The 17,086-nt window shown below is 41.3% G+C and carries 14 protein-coding genes; 9 read left to right on the top strand and 5 right to left on the bottom strand.

Annotation, left to right across the window (positions count from 1 at the left end):
* Positions 1-149: 149 nt before the first annotated feature.
* The gene (gene ppdK / locus G593_RS0109945) at positions 150-2,774 is read left to right on the top strand and encodes a pyruvate, phosphate dikinase (RefSeq protein ID WP_029731595.1); all 2,625 of its coding nucleotides are present in this window, start codon (positions 150-152) and stop codon (positions 2,772-2,774) included.
* Positions 2,775-3,176: 402 nt separating this feature from the next.
* Here the strand turns inward: ppdK and G593_RS0109940 are convergent, their stop codons facing one another.
* Both G593_RS0109940 and G593_RS0109935 read right to left on the bottom strand, forming a co-directional pair.
* Positions 3,177-4,352 (bottom strand): IS91 family transposase, encoded by a 1,176-nt coding sequence (locus G593_RS0109940; protein ID WP_029730642.1) that lies wholly within the window; start codon positions 4,350-4,352, stop codon positions 3,177-3,179.
* Positions 4,349-5,197, bottom strand: a complete 849-nt coding sequence (locus tag G593_RS0109935; RefSeq protein ID WP_029730641.1) for a tyrosine-type recombinase/integrase — start codon at positions 5,195-5,197, stop codon at positions 4,349-4,351. Before G593_RS0109935 ends, G593_RS0109940 begins: the two co-directional genes overlap by 4 nt.
* A 220-nt stretch (positions 5,198-5,417) precedes the next feature.
* On the opposite strand from G593_RS0109935, the gene gcvPB reads away from it, so the two are divergent.
* The 3 genes from gcvPB (at position 5,418) to G593_RS0109920 (ending at position 9,310) form a co-directional block, all read left to right on the top strand.
* Positions 5,418-6,989, top strand: coding sequence for an aminomethyl-transferring glycine dehydrogenase subunit GcvPB (gene gcvPB, locus G593_RS0109930; protein ID WP_044994351.1), 1,572 nt, complete (start codon positions 5,418-5,420; stop codon positions 6,987-6,989).
* 77 nt (positions 6,990-7,066) lie between these two features.
* On the top strand, positions 7,067-8,050 hold the full coding sequence (locus G593_RS0109925) for a dipeptidase (protein ID WP_029731592.1): 984 nt from the start codon (positions 7,067-7,069) through the stop codon (positions 8,048-8,050).
* A gap of 51 nt (positions 8,051-8,101) precedes the next feature.
* Positions 8,102-9,310 (top strand): DUF819 family protein, encoded by a 1,209-nt coding sequence (locus tag G593_RS0109920; RefSeq protein WP_005337097.1) that lies wholly within the window; start codon positions 8,102-8,104, stop codon positions 9,308-9,310.
* A 92-nt stretch (positions 9,311-9,402) separates the two neighbouring features.
* Here G593_RS0109920 and G593_RS0109915 read toward each other — a convergent pair whose 3' ends face one another.
* The 3 genes from G593_RS0109915 to G593_RS0109905 are packed head-to-tail and all read right to left on the bottom strand — an operon-like array spanning position 9,403 to position 11,990.
* Positions 9,403-9,915 carry a DUF4364 family protein gene (locus G593_RS0109915; RefSeq protein ID WP_005334399.1) on the bottom strand — a complete coding sequence of 171 codons (513 nt, stop codon included), beginning with the start codon at positions 9,913-9,915 and terminating at the stop codon, positions 9,403-9,405.
* A gap of 3 nt (positions 9,916-9,918) precedes the next feature.
* Positions 9,919-10,842, bottom strand: a complete 924-nt coding sequence (locus tag G593_RS0109910) for a TIGR01212 family radical SAM protein (RefSeq protein ID WP_005337099.1) — start codon at positions 10,840-10,842, stop codon at positions 9,919-9,921.
* Positions 10,842-11,990, bottom strand: a complete 1,149-nt coding sequence (locus G593_RS0109905) for an NAD(P)-dependent malic enzyme (protein WP_022279154.1) — start codon at positions 11,988-11,990, stop codon at positions 10,842-10,844. Before G593_RS0109905 ends, G593_RS0109910 begins: the two co-directional genes overlap by 1 nt.
* 233 nt (positions 11,991-12,223) lie before the next feature.
* Between G593_RS0109905 and rho the strand changes: the two genes are divergently transcribed.
* From rho to prfA, 5 genes are all read left to right on the top strand, one after another.
* Entirely contained in the window at positions 12,224-13,573 is a 1,350-nt protein-coding gene (gene rho, locus G593_RS0109900) for a transcription termination factor Rho (protein WP_029731591.1), read from the top strand.
* Positions 13,574-13,676: 103 nt separating this feature from the next.
* The gene (gene rpmE / locus G593_RS0109895; RefSeq protein WP_005334394.1) at positions 13,677-13,877 is read left to right on the top strand and encodes a 50S ribosomal protein L31; all 201 of its coding nucleotides are present in this window, start codon (positions 13,677-13,679) and stop codon (positions 13,875-13,877) included.
* Between the two features lie 79 nt (positions 13,878-13,956).
* On the top strand, positions 13,957-14,901 hold the full coding sequence (locus G593_RS0109890; protein ID WP_029731589.1) for a DUF1385 domain-containing protein: 945 nt from the start codon (positions 13,957-13,959) through the stop codon (positions 14,899-14,901).
* A complete protein-coding gene (prmC, locus tag G593_RS0109885; protein WP_029731588.1) occupies positions 14,864-15,739 on the top strand; it encodes a peptide chain release factor N(5)-glutamine methyltransferase in 876 nt (291 codons plus the stop codon). The genes G593_RS0109890 and prmC overlap by 38 nt, the downstream gene beginning before the upstream one ends.
* 128 nt (positions 15,740-15,867) lie before the next feature.
* Positions 15,868-16,938 (top strand): peptide chain release factor 1, encoded by a 1,071-nt coding sequence (gene prfA / locus G593_RS0109880; protein WP_029731587.1) that lies wholly within the window; start codon positions 15,868-15,870, stop codon positions 16,936-16,938.
* Positions 16,939-17,086: the final 148 nt, after the last annotated feature.

Below are 17,086 nucleotides of genomic sequence, written 5' to 3'. Positions count from 1 at the left end.
TATTGACAAAAATATAACAAAGTGCTATAATATAGTTGCAGCTTACAAAAAATATAATGTTGGGGTTTTGCCTCATGACCATTTTCTACAAAAACAATGGTGTTTTTGGCTTTGACCCTTAACATGAAATGTATTAGGAGGTCATAGCTATGGCGAAATGGGTTTATATGTTTACAGAAGGTAACGCTACCATGAGAAATCTCCTTGGTGGCAAAGGCGCAAATCTTGCGGAGATGACGAATTTGGAACTGCCGGTACCACAAGGCTTTACCGTGACAACGGAAGCCTGCACACAGTACTATGAAGATGGCAGACAGATCAATGACGAGATTATGAAACAGATTCTTGAAGCCATTGATCAGATGGAAGTTATCACAGGCAAGAAATTTGGTGATAAGACAAATCCGCTGCTCGTTTCTGTTCGTTCTGGAGCACGAGCATCGATGCCAGGTATGATGGACACAATCCTGAATCTCGGACTCAATGAAGAAGTTGTCGAGACTTTGGCTTGTGCGTCCGGTAATCCACGCTGGGCATGGGACTGCTATCGCAGATTCATTCAGATGTTTTCCGATGTAGTTATGGAAGTAGGTAAGAAATATTTTGAAGAACTGATTGATCAGATGAAGGCAAAACGTGGTGTGAAGCTTGATGTAGAGCTTACCGCGGATGATCTGAAAGAACTGGCAGGGCAGTTTAAGGCAGAATATAAAGAAAAGATTGGTACCGATTTCCCGACAGATCCAAAAGAGCAGTTAACAGAAGCTATAAAGGCAGTATTCCGCTCTTGGGATAATCCTCGCGCAAATGTGTATCGCCGCGACAATGATATTCCTTATTCCTGGGGAACCGCAGTTAATGTTCAGATGATGGCATTTGGAAATATGGGAGATGACTGTGGTACAGGTGTTGCGTTTACTCGTGATCCAGCTACAGGAGAGAACGGTCTGTTCGGAGAATTCCTTACAAATGCACAGGGAGAAGACGTAGTTGCCGGCGTTCGTACACCAATGCACATTTCAGAAATGGAAGAGAAATTCCCAGAAGCATTCGTACAGTTCAAACAGGTTTGTGAAACTCTTGAAAAACACTATAGAGATATGCAGGACATGGAGTTTACTGTAGAGCATGGTAAACTGTACATGTTACAGACACGTAATGGTAAGAGAACAGCAAAAGCTGCTCTGAAGATCGCTTGTGATCTTGTTGATGAAGGAATGAGAACAGAGGAAGAGGCTGTTGCAATGATCGACCCTCGTAACCTTGACTCTCTGCTTCACCCACAGTTCGATGCTGCAGCACTGAAAGCTGCTACACCACTTGCTAAAGCACTTGGAGCATCTCCAGGAGCTGCTTGCGGTAAGATCGTATTCACAGCTGATGACGCTGTTGAATGGGCTGCAAGAGGAGAAAAAGTTGTTCTTGTACGTCTTGAGACATCACCGGAAGATATCACAGGTATGAAGTCTGCACAGGGTATCCTGACAGTTCGTGGTGGTATGACATCTCACGCAGCCGTAGTTGCTCGTGGTATGGGTACATGCTGTGTATCTGGTTGCGGTGACATCGCAATGGACGAAGCTAATAAGAAATTTACACTTGCCGGAAAAGAATATCATGAAGGAGACTGCATCTCACTTGATGGTTCTACAGGTAATATCTATGATGGTATCATCCCGACAGTTGATGCAACAATCGCTGGTGAATTCGGAAGAATTATGGGATGGGCTGACAAATACAGAACTATGAAAGTTCGTACAAATGCTGATACACCATCTGACGCTGTTAAAGCTCGTGAGCTCGGTGCAGAAGGTATCGGACTTTGCCGTACAGAGCATATGTTCTTCGAAGGAAACAGAATTGATGCATTCCGTGAAATGATCTGCTCTGAGACAGAAGAAGAAAGAGAAGCAGCACTTGCTAAGATCCTTCCGGAACAGCAGGGAGATTTCGAAAAACTGTATGAAGCACTGGAAGGTAACCCGGTTACAATCCGTTTCCTTGATCCACCGCTTCATGAGTTCGTTCCTACAGAAGAGGAAGACATTAAGAAACTTGCTGACGCTCAGGGCAAAACTGTTGAGCAGATCAAGACAATCATCGACAGCCTTCATGAGTTCAACCCAATGATGGGACACCGTGGATGCCGTCTTGCAGTAACATATCCAGAGATTGCTAAGATGCAGACAAGCGCTGTTATCCGTGCAGCAATCAATGTAAAGAAAGCTCACCCAGACTGGAACGTAAAACCAGAGATTATGATTCCACTTGTTGGAGACATCAAAGAACTTAAATATGTTAAGAAATTTGTAGTAGAGACAGCAGACGCTGAGATCGCAGCAGCAGGCAGCGACCTTGAGTACGAAGTTGGAACAATGATCGAGATTCCAAGAGCAGCTCTTACTGCTGATCAGATCGCTTCAGAAGCTGACTTCTTCTGCTTCGGTACAAACGACTTAACACAGATGACATACGGATTCTCTCGTGACGATGCTGGTAAGTTCTTAGAAGCTTACTATGATGCTAAGATCTTCGAGAATGATCCATTTGCTAAGCTTGACCAGACAGGTGTTGGTAAATTAATGGAAATGGCTATCGAATTAGGTAAGCCGGTTAACCCAAGCCTTCACGTTGGTATCTGTGGAGAGCACGGTGGAGATCCATCTTCAGTTGAATTCTGCAACAAGATCGGTCTTGACTATGTATCTTGCTCACCATTCCGTGTACCAATCGCTCGCCTCGCAGCAGCACAGGCAGCAATTAACCAGAAATAGTACACTGTAGGTGACTAACATAGAACGTTAATTAGCTTATATAGAAAACCCCTTACATCAATAATGGTGTGAGGGGTTTTTTACATGAAAAAATGTACAAAAGTTCTTGGGTGTGGTAGTATAATGATAAAGACAAAGCGTTAAGGAAAGAATCGAAGGTGGTGCAAACGAAAAAGCAGTATTGAGACTTTTCATTAACTGCCCTTTCGTTTGCATCAATTTCGATTTTTTCTGGTTGAACAAAGCGCGTCAACTCTATATGGACTTTTAATTCTGACACTCTATTTATAATAGGATAGCGTGTACACATAGAAACACATAGAATTTATCATTCAGTCCTGTATTATGACACCAGAAATAAGCCTCCCTAAGGAAGCTAAAAAAATATACAGTTATGATACGTTAACAGAGCATATGTGGTTTTGGTTTTATAAAATGTTGTTCTGTAGGCAGAGGAATAATCTTACCACCACAGGAAGAACACTTGCATATATCTTTGTGATAAAGAAGACGGATAATGGCAGGTGCATCCATATCTTTCAGCTTGGAAATATATTTTTTGCAACCAAGGATGTTTCTGCATAGGGTAATCTTTTTCTTCTTATTTCTGGATGAAAGAAGACCATAGTGCCTGATACGTACAAAACGTTTTGGAGGAACATGCATTAAAAATCGACGGATAAATTCCTCGCCGGATATGGTGATCTCTTTCCAAAGCCCTTGGTTTTTGTAATCTTTAGCAGAAAAAGTAACTGTAGATTCTGTCATGTCTTTGATACGGTAGTTGCTGATAGCAATCCGGTGGGTGTATTTTCCAAGGTATCTGATGACAGATTCGGCACCGTCAAATGGTTTCTTGCAATAAGGAATCCATTCCTTTGTATAGCAGGTATTTAACAATTCCTTGAAAGTATAGTAGTTTTTGTAAGGTGCAGCCGATCCATGAAATTCAAGCCTGTCATTTTCCCAGAGCTGCTTAAGTTCAGCCATGTATTTTCCACGAAACGTTTTTGAGATTACCTTAATCGGAAGGAAAAAATCTTTCCCATTGTCTTTCCAATGATTTTTCACATCCAGCCCTCCACCAAGAACAATCGCATGGATATGAGGATGAAAATTCATGGTACTTCCCCATGTATGGAGGATACAAATATAGCCGATATCAGTCCCAAGATATTTACTATCAGCAGCAAGTTCACTGAGAGTATCTGAAGCCGCATGATAAAGAGCAGTATATAAGAATTTCTGGTTGCTGTAGATAATGGGATTGAGTTCTTCTGGAACTGTAAAAACCACATGGAAATAAGGAGCATCTAAGATATCCTCACGCCGTGCATCTACCCACTTTTCCTTTGGAAACTCCTGACACATAGGACAGCATCTGTCACGGCAGGAGTTATAGTGGACTGACATGCAGCCGCAGTCCTCGCATACGCTTACATTCACACCAAAGGCACCGGTTTTGCAATTCATGATGTGATAAGCGGCCTTTCGCTGAGCGGGAGAAATACTATGTGTGGATTCAAAAGATGGATAAAAACGATGAAAAACATCCTGAATCGTACAATCCTTACTCATGATTCACCACCTTCCGGGTTGTCGAACGGGCTGCGGATCCCAAGAAGTGTCTTGTTGCTCACATGAAGGTAAACATCTGTAGAGCGAGGATCAACATGTCCCAGAAGTGACTGGATATATTTTATATCTGTGCCACTTTCGAATAAGTGGCTGGCAAAACTATGACGACATGCATGAGAGGAAACATGACGGGTAATGCCGGCGAGTTTAGCACTTTTCTTAAAGAACTGGTTAACACCGGTTATATCAAGATATCCACCGGTCCAGGAACTTGGGAAAAGGATATCTTTGGGGCGACCACATTTGTACCAATACTCAGTGAGAAGGTCTAAATTTTTTTGAGACAGAATCGTATACCTGTCAATTCTGCCTTTGGTTTCACGAACATGAATTGTCATGTTGGTACGGGAAATGTCATCATAATGGAGATGAACGACCTCCGATACACGTAATCCGGAAGAATACATAGTTGCAATAATCGCTTTATGCTTCAGATTCGGAGTGGCGTCAATGATTGCATTTATTTCATCGCGGGATAGAACGGCAGGAAGATTTCGCTCTCTTTTCATAGCTGGAACAGTGTCATCATCCCAGAGAATCTTCAGCACCTTTTTATATAAGAACTTGATTGCAGACCGATAGTGATTGTGAGTTTCAGGAGACCTGCCTTCCAGACGTTTTGCAGTAAGAAAACTTTCCGCATCTTCAAGTGTAAGATTAGAAACATTTTTTCCGATCCAACGAAGGAAGTAACTGACATCCGAGCAATACAGTTGAATCGTTCTTTCACGCAGGTTACGTTTTTCCGCTTCATTGCGGATGGATTCAAAAATATCTTTATACATAATAAAACCTCCAGAATAAGTAGTGTTAATAATTACATCTACCTATTCGGAGGTGCATTAGCGTCATAATTCCGATTGCGGAAGAGACTGGAAAATGTTATTCTTATCATAGGCAGTGGAGCTTTCTTAGTTCAGTTGTTTCGTGTGGTAACTTAACAATAACGGATTATGGAAAGTAATTCCACTGCTTTTTTAATAAAAATAAAACTGCGCCACAGCCTTGGCAGGCCATCGCGCAGCGATTTTGTTCAATCGGGATTTCCACGAAGCAAGATGGGACGAACCTATAATTATGAAACTTGGCAATCCAGGTGAACGAGGAATATTAGTTCCCAAAGCAGATGAAAAAGTTACAAAAGCAACAGGAACCGTAGAAACGCTGCTTCCGAAAAATCTGATTCGAAAAAAAGCACCGAAGCTTCCGGAAATGTCTCAGATGCAGGTACTCAGACATTATATGAGATTATCTCAGGAGACGATTGGAACAGATTTTAATATTGATATCGGGCTTGGAACCTGTACTATGAAGTATAGTCCGAAGATACATGAACAATTGGTGAGATCTGAAAAATTAAGCGAAGTTCATCCATATCAGGACGAGTCAACTATTCAGGGAATCCTGGAAATTATGTATCGAGATGAGCAGTACATCAAGGCAATTTCGGGTATGGATAAAGTAAGCTTACAGCCAGGAGGCGGTACTCAGGCAATCTTTGCAAATGTAGAGACAATTCGTGCTTATCATGAATCCAGAGGTGAGGGTGAACAGCGAAATGAGATTATTACGACCATTTTATCGCATCCGGGCAATCCAGGTGCCGCTGCAACGCTTGGATATAAGGTAATCACTTTATATCCAGATGAAAACGGTGTGCCAGATATAGATGCTCTAAAAGCAGCCGTTTCTGAACATACAGCCGCACTTATGATTACCAATCCGGAAGATACCGGAATCTACAATGAGAAAATTAAAGAATTTGTAGATATTGTTCATGCAGCTGGAGGCTTATGCGTATATGACCAGGCAAACTTAAATGGACTGTTCGGAATTACAAGAGCGCGAGATGCAGGATTTGATATGTGTCATTATAATCTGCACAAATCCTTTTCTTCACCGCACGGATGTCAGGGACCGGCAGCCGGAGCACAATGCGTATGTGAGAAGCTTGCAAAGTTTGTTGCAGCACCGACAGTAGAATTTGACGGAGAAAAATATTATCTGGATTACAATCGCCCGGATAGCATTGGCAAGTTAAGAAAATTTTATGGAGCGCCTGCAGTTCTTGTGAGAACCTATGCATATATTCGAACTCTCGGTCCGGATGGAATGAAACAGATTGCAGAAATGTCGATTTTAAATAATAATTATATGTTGAAAAAACTTTTGGAGATAAAAGGAATTTCCTTGCCATATGCGAAAGGAAAATACAGATTAGAACAGGCAAGACTGAGCTGGAAAGAATTGACGGACGAGACAGGTGTAACGACAGATGATATCTGCAGACGAATCGTGGATTATGGTTTTCAAGATTATTTTACAAGTCATCATCCAAGAATCATTCCAGAACCTTTTACACCAGAGCCTGTAGAATCTTACTCAAAGGATGACATTGATGAGTTTGTAGATGCATATCGTCAGATTGCAGAAGAAGCATATACTACGCCACAAGTTGTAAAAGAAGCACCGCATCATGCGGCACTCGGATCCAGAATTCAGGAAGATGGTCTTATCGAGTGGAAAAAATTTGCAACAACATGGCGTGCATATATAAAAATGAAAAAAGACTCTTAATCCGATGAAACAGGAGGGTGGTGAAAAAATAATCGGTATGTGAGATGTCTTGAAAATGTCAGAAGGGAGAAGATAGAATGATTTTTGATGGCCATGGAGATGTGTGGACAGATGTAACTTGCCGTGCAGTAGATCACGGAGAAAGAGATATTTTTCGTAAGCATCATCTGCATAAGTTCCAGGAAGGTGGTGTTACAGGAGGAATTTTCGTAATCTGGATCGATCCACCATATGATAGTGATCCAGTGAAACGATCCAAACAGATTGTAAAGAGTATTAAGCAGGAAATGGAAGATTCTGCAGATATTCTGAATTTTGTGAAGAAGTACGATGATTTTGAAAAAGGTACAAAAGAAGGAAAATTAAATATCGTAACCGGAATGGAAGGGTTAAGCCAGATTGGGGAAGACATTGATATGATCAACTATTTTTATGATGAAGTAGGTGTCAGACATGCAATGCTTACCTGGAATGAATTAAACGCATTGGCAACCGGATGGCCGGTGGATGTAACAAGGGGACTTACAGAAGCCGGAAAGAAAGCCGTAAAGCGGATTCAGGATCTTGGAATGGTGATGGATGTATCACATCTAAATGACAAATGTTTCTGGGGTGTCATTGATCTGGCGCAGGGACCGATTATTGCATCACATTCCAATGCACGTAGTGTATGTCCGGCAATGCGCAACCTGACAGATGACATGTTGAAGGCGATTGCTAAGACTGGCGGTCTGGTGGGAATGAACAGTATGAGAGAGTTTATTTCTGAAAAGCACGATGAACAAAATGTCGAGCATTTGGCAGACCATGTCGAGTATATTGCTGATCTGATCGGAATCGATCATATTGGTCTTGGATTTGACTTTGATGACTACCTTGGAGGAGAGGCGCTTAAGACATTCAGTGATCATGTCGATTCACCGAGTGGCGACGGTATTTCTAATGAGGCAGAAGCAAAGAATATCCTGGCAGTATTAAAGAAGAGGGGATACAGTCAGGAAGAGCTTGACAAGATTGGCTATAAGAATTTTTATCGAGTATTCAAAGAAGTATGGAAATAAAGAATACGAAAAAGTAACTTGTTTATAGGATTGAGAAAGGCAGGGATTCATATGAGAACATTAATTAGTGCGGATAATACGTGGGCGTTGTTTGCAATATTAGTAGTCATCGCAGCATTAGCTATCTGGATGGAGCAGAAGTACAAATGGGCAGGAAAAGTAACAGGTTGTGTTATTGCTTTGATTGGAGCTATGATTCTTTCTAACATCCGGGTAATCCCGACAGATGCACCGGCATATGATTTTGTATGGTCATATGTTGTACCACTTGCAGTACCACTTCTTTTGTTTAATGCAAATGTGAAGAAAATATGGAAAGAAAGTGGACGTGTGCTTGTAATTTATCTGATCAGCGGTATTGGTACACTGGTCGGTGGTATTGTAGCATTTTATCTGTTACATAACCAGATTGCAGATCTGAATAAGATAGCAGCTATGATGGTTGGTACATACACAGGAGGAAGTGTAAACCTAGTAGCAATGTCTGATGCATTTGGAGCAAGCGGAGATATGGTATCTTCTTCAGTGGTAGCAGATAACCTCTTGATGGCACTTTATTTCTTCGTACTGATTGCAATTCCAACAATTGAATTCTTCTTGAAGAAATTTAAACATCCATATATTGATGAAGTAGAAGCAAGAAAAGCAAGTGGTGAAGGTGAAAACCAGGCAGCAAGTTACTGGAAAGCAAAACCGGTCGCACTGATCGATATCGCAGAGGCACTTGCGATTGCATTTGCAATCGTAGCAATTTCGACAGCAATTGCAGATTTCTTTGCAGGATTGATTCCAACAAGTAATTTTGGACTGGCATTATTAAACGGTCTTCTTGGAAACAAATATTTGATCATGCCTACATTGACCATGTTATTGGCAACAATTAAACCAGAATTTATGGGAAATATTGGTGGCGCACAGGAAATTGGTACATTCCTGATTCATATCTTCTTTGCAGTAATCGGTGTTCCGGCATCTATCTACCTGATCATGACACAGGCACCATTACTCCTTGTATTCTGTGCAATCATCGTTGGTATGAACATGATCTTCTCCTTTGTATTTGGTAAGATTTTCAAATTCAACCTGGAAGAGATCTGTATTGCATCGAATGCAAATGTAGGTGGACCTACAACAGCCGCAGCGCTTGCAATTGCGAAAGGATGGCAGGCAATGGTAGTTCCGGCACTTCTGGTCGGTACTCTTGGATATGTCATTGGTAACTACTATGGAATCTTTGTAGGAACATTCCTTGGAAGATAATGATAATACAAATCCGGGCTAAATAAAAAGAGAATGAACTGTATTTACAATGAAAATTAAAATACAGTTCATTCTTTTTTTTGGGGATATGCCTATAATAATTCGGCCATTAGATTGGCGTATATCTTTTCATTCTTTTGTGTCCAGTTTGCTGCAATTGCCATTGCTTCAGATTCCGTTGGAACAGTGAGCGTCAGGTCGATTAAAGGAGCATCACGTTCCAGTATCTGACAGCGGACACAATATTCCATGTTGGGATTTCGATAATAGTCAGCTTTTATGGCAACTTCATTTTTCAGTTCATATTGTTTATTACTGAGAAAACTGTTAATATCTTCCTGGATTGCAGGTGAAATATCATTTTTAAAGTAATGAATTGTTTCCTCGCCTTCTTCTGTCAGGTGATAAAATGTTCTTGTGTGCGTGGACTCTTCACGAATAAATCCAGAATCCAAAAGCTCTGAAAGAGCCTGTTGCAATTTAAAATATGTCGTGTAGCCTTCGTTTAAAATGAATTCTGAAATCTGGGAATTAGTCAGTGGGAAATCCACCTTATCCAGCATATACAGAATGATCAGTTTATAAAGTTTAAATGCTTCTGCCATAATTTACAACTCCTTTCCCTGCCAGATGTCGTGAATCTTGAACCAGGACTGCATCTGGTTTAAGACATGTCGTTTGTTTGTGCTCCAGGTAGGAGCAATCAGAAGATCTTTTGGACCGTCCCCGGTGAGCCGGTGAATGACGATATCCGGACTCAGATTGCAGATACAGGAACTTAAGACTTCAAAATATTCTTCCATGGAATAAACAGAAAATCTGCCTGTCAGGTAATCGTCCGCGAGATCTGTGTATTTCAGAACATGTAAAAGCTGTAGCTTGATTCCCTGAATGTGGTGTTCATTCAGATAATGCATAGTCTCAAGATTCCGCTTGCTATCTTCTCCTGGAAGTCCGAGAATCGTGTGTACGATTACCGGAATACCCAGTTGACGAAGTCTCTTTAATGCATGTTCAAATACCGGAAGATCATAGCCGCGCCGGATATAAGATACCGTATCTTCATGAATTGTCTGAAGTCCAAGCTCAATCCAGACAGGTTTGATCTGATTTAATTCATGAAGAAGATTTAAAATATCTTCACCGAGACAGTCCGGTCTTGTTGCAACAGAAAGAATTCTGATATCCGGGTGCATGATTGCCTCAGTAAATATTTTACGAAGGTAGTCTACAGGTGCATAAGTGTTCGTATATGCTTGAAAGTATGCAATATAAGAACCGCCTCCATATTTGGCGGCGACTTTAGATTTTCCATGTTCAATCTGTTCACGAATCGTCTCGGAAGGTGATTCGGCAAAATCACCAGAACCACCCTGGCTGCAGAAAATGCAGCCACGGGTTCCGCATGTTCCATCCCGGTTCGGACAAGTCATGCCTCCGTTCAGTGATAGTTTATATAATTTGCTGCCATAGGTGTTTTTGAGATAATAGTCCAGAGAATGGTATCTCTTTTCGCCCCAGTAAACAGCCATTAAATCAATTCCTTCACAGCTTCGCTTACAACGTCTGCAACGCGAGGGTCGAAAGCTTCCGGAAGAATATTGTTTTCGTTCAGTTCTTCATCCGGAACAAGGCTTGCGATTGCTTTTGCAGTTGCAAGTTTCATCTCTTCTGTAATCTTAGTTGCGCGTCCTTCCAGAGCGCCTTTGAAGATTCCAGGGAAAGCAACGACATTGTTGACCTGGTTCGGGAAGTCTGAACGTCCGGTTCCAACAACTTTTGCTCCGGCTTCTTTTGCAAGGTCTGGCATGATCTCTGGTACAGGGTTGGCCATCGCAAAGAGGATAGCATCTTTGTTCATGGAAGCGACCATTTCTTTTGTGACAATATTTGGAGCAGATACACCGACAAAGATGTCTGCACCATTCAATGCGTCAGCAAGGGTTCCTTTTTTGCCTTCCAGATTTGTTACTTCGACCATCTTTTTCTGCATCCAATTCAGATTCTGAGAATCTTTTCCGAGGATTCCACTGATATCGCACATTGTAATATGAGAAAATCCGTATGTGAGAAGCAGTTTTGTGATTGCAACACCGGCACTTCCGGCACCATTTACAACGACTTTACAGGTCTCTTTGTCTTTTCCTGTTACTTTTAATGCATTAATGATTCCGGCAAGAACTACAATGGCAGTTCCGTGCTGATCGTCGTGGAAAACAGGAATGTTAAGAAGCTCTTTCAGACGTTCCTCAATTTCAAAGCATCTTGGAGCACTGATGTCTTCTAAGTTAATGCCTCCGAAAGCAGGAGCAATATTTACAACAGTTTTGATGATCTCTTCAGTATCCTGAGTGTCCAGGCAGATCGGCACAGCATTGACACCACCGAATTCTTTGAAAAGGACAGCTTTTCCTTCCATAACAGGCATGGCAGCCAATGGTCCTATATTGCCAAGTCCAAGCACGGCACTTCCGTCAGATACAACAGCAATTGTGTTGGATTTGATTGTATATTTATATGCGGCTTCTTTATCTTCAGCGATAACTTTGCATGGCTCAGCAACACCCGGTGTGTAAGCAATTGCCAGATCCTCGCGAGTCTTTACATGAGACTTTGCGATGGTTTCAAGTTTGCCGTTCCATTCTTCGTGCATTTTCAGAGCTTTTTCTTGATTTGTCACGTTAAATACCACCTTTTTCTACTATATTTTGTATATGGGGATTTGAACAAGGTCACCCCTTGTATACCATCATATCATTTTAAGATTACCAAATCAAGAAATGTCTTTGAAAAAAGGCTTTTAAAAGCGAAACATTTGTAGTATAATAAACTTTAGTTTCAGATGAAGTCTATTCTGACAAAGAATCCCGTGATGACACATAAGCCTATAATTGAAAGGAATATAAAGCGATGATGAAAGAAAAATATGAAACATTACCGTTGACGACGTTAAAAGAACTTGCAAAAGCAAGAGGCCTGAAAGGTATTTCTACAATGAAAAAGGCCCAGGTAATCGAATTGATGTTACAGGAAGATGAAAAAGAACAGGAAAAAGAAAAACAGGAAAAGCGTGAGACAGTAAAAGAGATGTCTGCGAATACCGGAGATAAAGAAATCCATGATATTGACCGCCTGGACAGTGGAATTGTTGCACGCGGAATTCTGGAGGTTATGCCAGATGGGTTCGGATTTATCCGAAGTGATAATTATCTTCCAGGAGATAATGATATCTATATTTCGCCGTCTCAGATCCGTAGGTTCAATCTGAAGACTGGAGATATTTTGGAGGGACATACTCGTATTAAGACACAGCAGGAGAAGTTCAGCGCACTGTTATATCTGACTAAAGTGAATGATACAGATCCAATGGAACTTCTCACACGTAGCAGTTTCGAGAAGATGACACCGATTTTTCCAAATGAGAGAATGCGTCTGGAGTGTGGCAAGACAAGCACGTCTATGAGAATTATGGACTTGCTTTCTCCAATTGGTAAAGGTCAGAGAGGAATGATCGTATCACCTCCGAAAGCCGGTAAGACAACACTTTTAAAAGAAGTTGCATTGTCTGTTCTTAAGAATAATCCGGAAGTGCATCTTCTGATTCTTCTGATTGATGAACGTCCGGAGGAAGTTACGGATATTAAAGAGACCATTCAAGGAGACAATGTAGAGATTATTTACTCTACATTTGATGAGCTTCCAGAGCATCATAAGAGAGTATCTGAAATGGTCATTGAACGTGCAAAGCGTCTTGTAGAACATAAGAAAGATGTTATGATCTTGCTTGACAGCATCACACGTCTTGCAAGAGCGTATAACCTGACTGTTTCACCATCCGGAAGAACACTTTCCGGTGGTCTTGATCCTGCAGCGCTTCATATGCCAAAGCGTTTCTTTGGTGCTGCAAGAAATATGCGTGAGGGTGGAAGCCTTACAATTCTCGCTACAGCACTGGTAGATACAGGAAGCAAGATGGACGATGTTGTATATGAGGAGTTTAAAGGAACAGGTAACATGGAACTGGTACTTGACCGTAAGCTTTCTGAAAAAAGAATGTTTCCTGCTATTGATATACCGAAGTCAAGCACTCGTAGAGAAGATCTGCTTCTTAACAAAGATGAGCAGGAAGCTGTGGAGATCATGCGCCGTGCACTCAATGGAATGCGTGCGGAAGAGGCGGTGGAGAGTATCCTGAATATGTTCTCCAATACAAAGAACAACAATGAGTTGATTGAAATGGTAAAAAAGAAAAAAATATTATAGACAAGCTGGCAATCGTGTGGTACAATAAGAAAGCTGTTTAGAAAATATTCGCGTTTGACGCAACTAAAATAAACGCAACAATAATAAAGAAGAGGTGAAAATCATGAAAGAAGGAATACATCCAGCATACTATCAGGCAACTGTAACTTGCAACTGTGGTAACACATTCGTAACAGGATCTACAAAAGAAGATATCCACGTAGAAATCTGTTCTAAGTGTCATCCGTTCTACACAGGACAGCAGAAAGCAACACAGGCTCGTGGTCGTGTTGATAAGTTCAACAAGAAGTACGGAATGAAATAAGTTCGAAGGTTATCGGGGTTGAGGTTTTTGAATCTCAACCCTTTCTTCTATTTATATCAGATATGAGGAGAGCAATTATATGAAGTCATCCAATATTGGGGGACAGGCAGTCCTTGAAGGAATTATGATGAGACATGGAGACGACTATGCGGTTGCAGTGAGAAAACCGGATGGAGAGATTTTTGTACAGAAGGAAGAATATCACAGTGTGATTAAATGGAAAGCTTTAACGAAGATTCCGTTTATCAGAGGGGTGTTCAATTTTATAGATTCTATGGTTCTGGGAATTAAGACGTTGATGTTTTCAGCTGAATTTTATGAGGACGAAGAGGAAGTAAAAGGCGAAAAAGAACTGACAGAGGAAGAAATCGCAAAGAAGGAAAAACAGGAAAAACGGATGATGAATGCGACAGTTGCAATATCTGTAGTAATTGCAGTAGCAGTATTTATGGTTCTGCCGTATTTTCTGTCTTCATTATTAAAACCGCTGATGCCATCGTATCATTTGAGAACATTAGTGGAAGGATTTGTGAGGATTGGTATATTTATTCTCTATATTGCATTGATTTCAAGAATGGATGATATCCAGAGAACATTTATGTACCATGGCGCGGAGCACAAATGCATCAATTGCATTGAGCATGGACTTCCGCTTACCGTTGATAATGTCAGAATCAGTTCCAGACAGCATAAGCGCTGTGGAACAAGCTTCTTATTCTTCGTACTGGCAATCAGTATTATTTTGTTGATGTTGATCCAGGTGGAATCACCGCTGATGCGTGTGATCGTGAGAATTGCCCTGATTCCGGTCATTGCAGGAATTTCTTATGAAGTACTGAAACTTGCAGGAAGAAGTGAGAATCCGATTATCAATCTTTTAAGCAGACCAGGACTTGCAATCCAGAAGCTGACAACGAAAGAACCGGACGACTCAATGATTGAAGTGGCAATACAGGCAGTAGAAGCAGTATTTGATTGGAGAGCATATGAAGCAGAGAACTTTAAAACTGCAGAGGATTTATAAAGAAGGATCTGCGTATCTGGAAAGCAGACAGATACCAGATGCTCAAATCGATGCATGGTATTTACTGGAATATGTGACTGGAATCAGTCGTGCTTCCTACTATGGAAATCCGGAAAAAAATATTTCGGAAGAGGAAGCAAAACGGTATTGGGAATATCTGGAAAAGCGTGCACGAAGAATTCCACTTCAGCATATTACGGGAAGTCAGGAGTTTATGGGATATGAATTTCTTGTTAATGAGCATGTGCTTATACCAAGACAGGATACAGAGAATCTGGTGGAAGAAGCATTGAAAGTGATAAGACCGGATATGTATGTGCTGGATATGTGTACTGGTTCTGGCTGTATATTGATCAGTCTTTTAAAGTATGCGGCAGAAAGAAAGCACATTACAGGGGGGAAAGCGGTTGGCGCAGATATATCAGCAGATGCGCTTGAAGTAGCAAAAAAGAACGCTCAGAGACTTAAGGTTCCTGTTATATGGGTACAGAGTGACATTTTTGAAAATGTATCTGAAAGTTTTGACCTTATTGTGTCAAACCCACCATATATTAGAACGGAAGTGATCCAGGGACTGGAGGACGAAGTAAAGCTTCATGATCCGTGGATCGCGCTTGACGGATATGAAGACGGACTTTACTTTTACAGAAGAATTGTAAGCGAAAGCATTTCACATCTGAATGATGGTGCATGGCTCATGTTCGAGATCGGTCATGACCAGGCAGAAGATGTATCAAAGCTTATGAAAAATGCAGGATTTTGCAATATATATGTGAAAAAGGATCTGGCAGGACTTGACCGTGTAGTGTGTGGCATGTACAATAAAAGAGTTGCATAAAATTCAAGTCGAACAAAAATGTGAGACATTGGTCAGGATAGAGAATACCGAAGTGAGGATTATGTTTAATGTTTGCGCCGGTATATGGCAGTTATAGTAATATTGCAGGTAAACAGGAGGAGATAGAGATGTTTGATAAATTAGAAGATCTGCTAATTCGATTAGAAGAAATCTTGAGCGAACTTCAGGAACCGGATGTGGCAAGTGACCCAAACCGTTTCCGTAAGCTCATGAAAGAACAAAGTGAGCTTACGCCAATCGTAGAAGCATACAAAGAATATAAAGCATGCAAGCAGAACATTGAAGAAAGTCTGGAACTTCTGAATGAAGAGTCTGACGAAGATATGCGAGAACTTGCAAAAGAGGAGTTGAATGAGTCGAAAGCAAGAGTAGAAGAGCTTGAGCATGAGCTTAAGATCCTGTTGCTTCCAAAAGACCCTAATGATGACAAGAACGTAGTAGTTGAGATCCGTGCTGGTGCCGGTGGAGATGAAGCAGCACTTTTTGCTGCAGAAATTTATCGTATGTATCTGCATTATGCAGAGAGTAAACGCTGGAAAGTGGAACTGGTAGAGTGCGAAGAAATTGGAATCGGTGGTATGAAGAATGTTACATTTATGATTGATGGACAGGGCGCATATTCTATGATGAAATACGAATCCGGAGTACACCGCGTGCAGCGTGTGCCGGAGACAGAAAGTGGCGGACGTATCCACACATCAACAATCACAGTAGCAGTTATGCCGGAGGCAGAAGATGTGGATGTTCATATCGATGAGAAAGATATTCGTATCGATGTTATGAGAGCATCAGGAAACGGTGGACAGTGTGTCAATACAACAGACTCCGCTGTACGTCTGACTCACTATCCAACTGGAATTGTAATCTACAGCCAGACAGAGAAATCACAGCTGCAGAATAAAGAAAAAGCATTTGCACTTCTGCGTGCAAAACTCTACGATTTGGAATGTCAGAAGCAGCATGATGCAGAGGCAGAAGCAAGAAAGAGCCAGATCGGAACAGGAGACCGCTCTGAGAAAATCCGTACTTATAACTTTCCACAGGGACGTGTCACAGATCACCGTATAGGTCTGACATTATACAAACTAGACAAGATCATGAACGGCGATATCCAGGAAATCATCGATGCCTGCATCGCTGCCGATCAAGCCAAAAAACTCGCAAACATGGACGAATAGCACGAACGCAGATTAAATATAAGAGCGCAAGGGACAATTTATTGTCCAGGGCGCTCTTATTTTAATCTATGTGAGTCAAACGAACACTGAGATGAAGTGAAACGGAATCGAAGTGGGCGTTCGTGCTATTCGGAAGTGGTGGGAGGCT

Origin of the sequence: Dorea sp. AGR2135 (assembly GCF_000420885.1) — a bacterium.
GTDB lineage: Bacteria > Bacillota > Clostridia > Lachnospirales > Lachnospiraceae > Dorea > Dorea formicigenerans.
Note: the sequence above shows the minus strand (reverse complement) of the source record. Positions and strands in the feature narration are given on the sequence as shown.

What these genes read in the sequence shown, in the direction of transcription:
- ppdK (WP_029731595.1), top strand. Translation starts at nt 150, where the DNA reads ATGGCGAAATGGGTTTATATGTTTACAGAAGGTAACGCTACCATGAGA.
- G593_RS0109940 (WP_029730642.1), bottom strand. Translation starts at nt 4,352, where the DNA reads ATGAGTAAGGATTGTACGATTCAGGATGTTTTTCATCGTTTTTATCCA.
- G593_RS0109935 (WP_029730641.1), bottom strand. Translation starts at nt 5,197, where the DNA reads ATGTATAAAGATATTTTTGAATCCATCCGCAATGAAGCGGAAAAACGT.
- G593_RS0109925 (WP_029731592.1), top strand. Translation starts at nt 7,067, where the DNA reads ATGATTTTTGATGGCCATGGAGATGTGTGGACAGATGTAACTTGCCGT.
- G593_RS0109920 (WP_005337097.1), top strand. Translation starts at nt 8,102, where the DNA reads ATGAGAACATTAATTAGTGCGGATAATACGTGGGCGTTGTTTGCAATA.
- G593_RS0109915 (WP_005334399.1), bottom strand. Translation starts at nt 9,915, where the DNA reads ATGGCAGAAGCATTTAAACTTTATAAACTGATCATTCTGTATATGCTG.
- G593_RS0109910 (WP_005337099.1), bottom strand. Translation starts at nt 10,842, where the DNA reads ATGGCTGTTTACTGGGGCGAAAAGAGATACCATTCTCTGGACTATTAT.
- rho (WP_029731591.1), top strand. Translation starts at nt 12,224, where the DNA reads ATGAAAGAAAAATATGAAACATTACCGTTGACGACGTTAAAAGAACTT.
- rpmE (WP_005334394.1), top strand. Translation starts at nt 13,677, where the DNA reads ATGAAAGAAGGAATACATCCAGCATACTATCAGGCAACTGTAACTTGC.
- G593_RS0109890 (WP_029731589.1), top strand. Translation starts at nt 13,957, where the DNA reads ATGAAGTCATCCAATATTGGGGGACAGGCAGTCCTTGAAGGAATTATG.
- prmC (WP_029731588.1), top strand. Translation starts at nt 14,864, where the DNA reads ATGAAGCAGAGAACTTTAAAACTGCAGAGGATTTATAAAGAAGGATCT.
- prfA (WP_029731587.1), top strand. Translation starts at nt 15,868, where the DNA reads ATGTTTGATAAATTAGAAGATCTGCTAATTCGATTAGAAGAAATCTTG.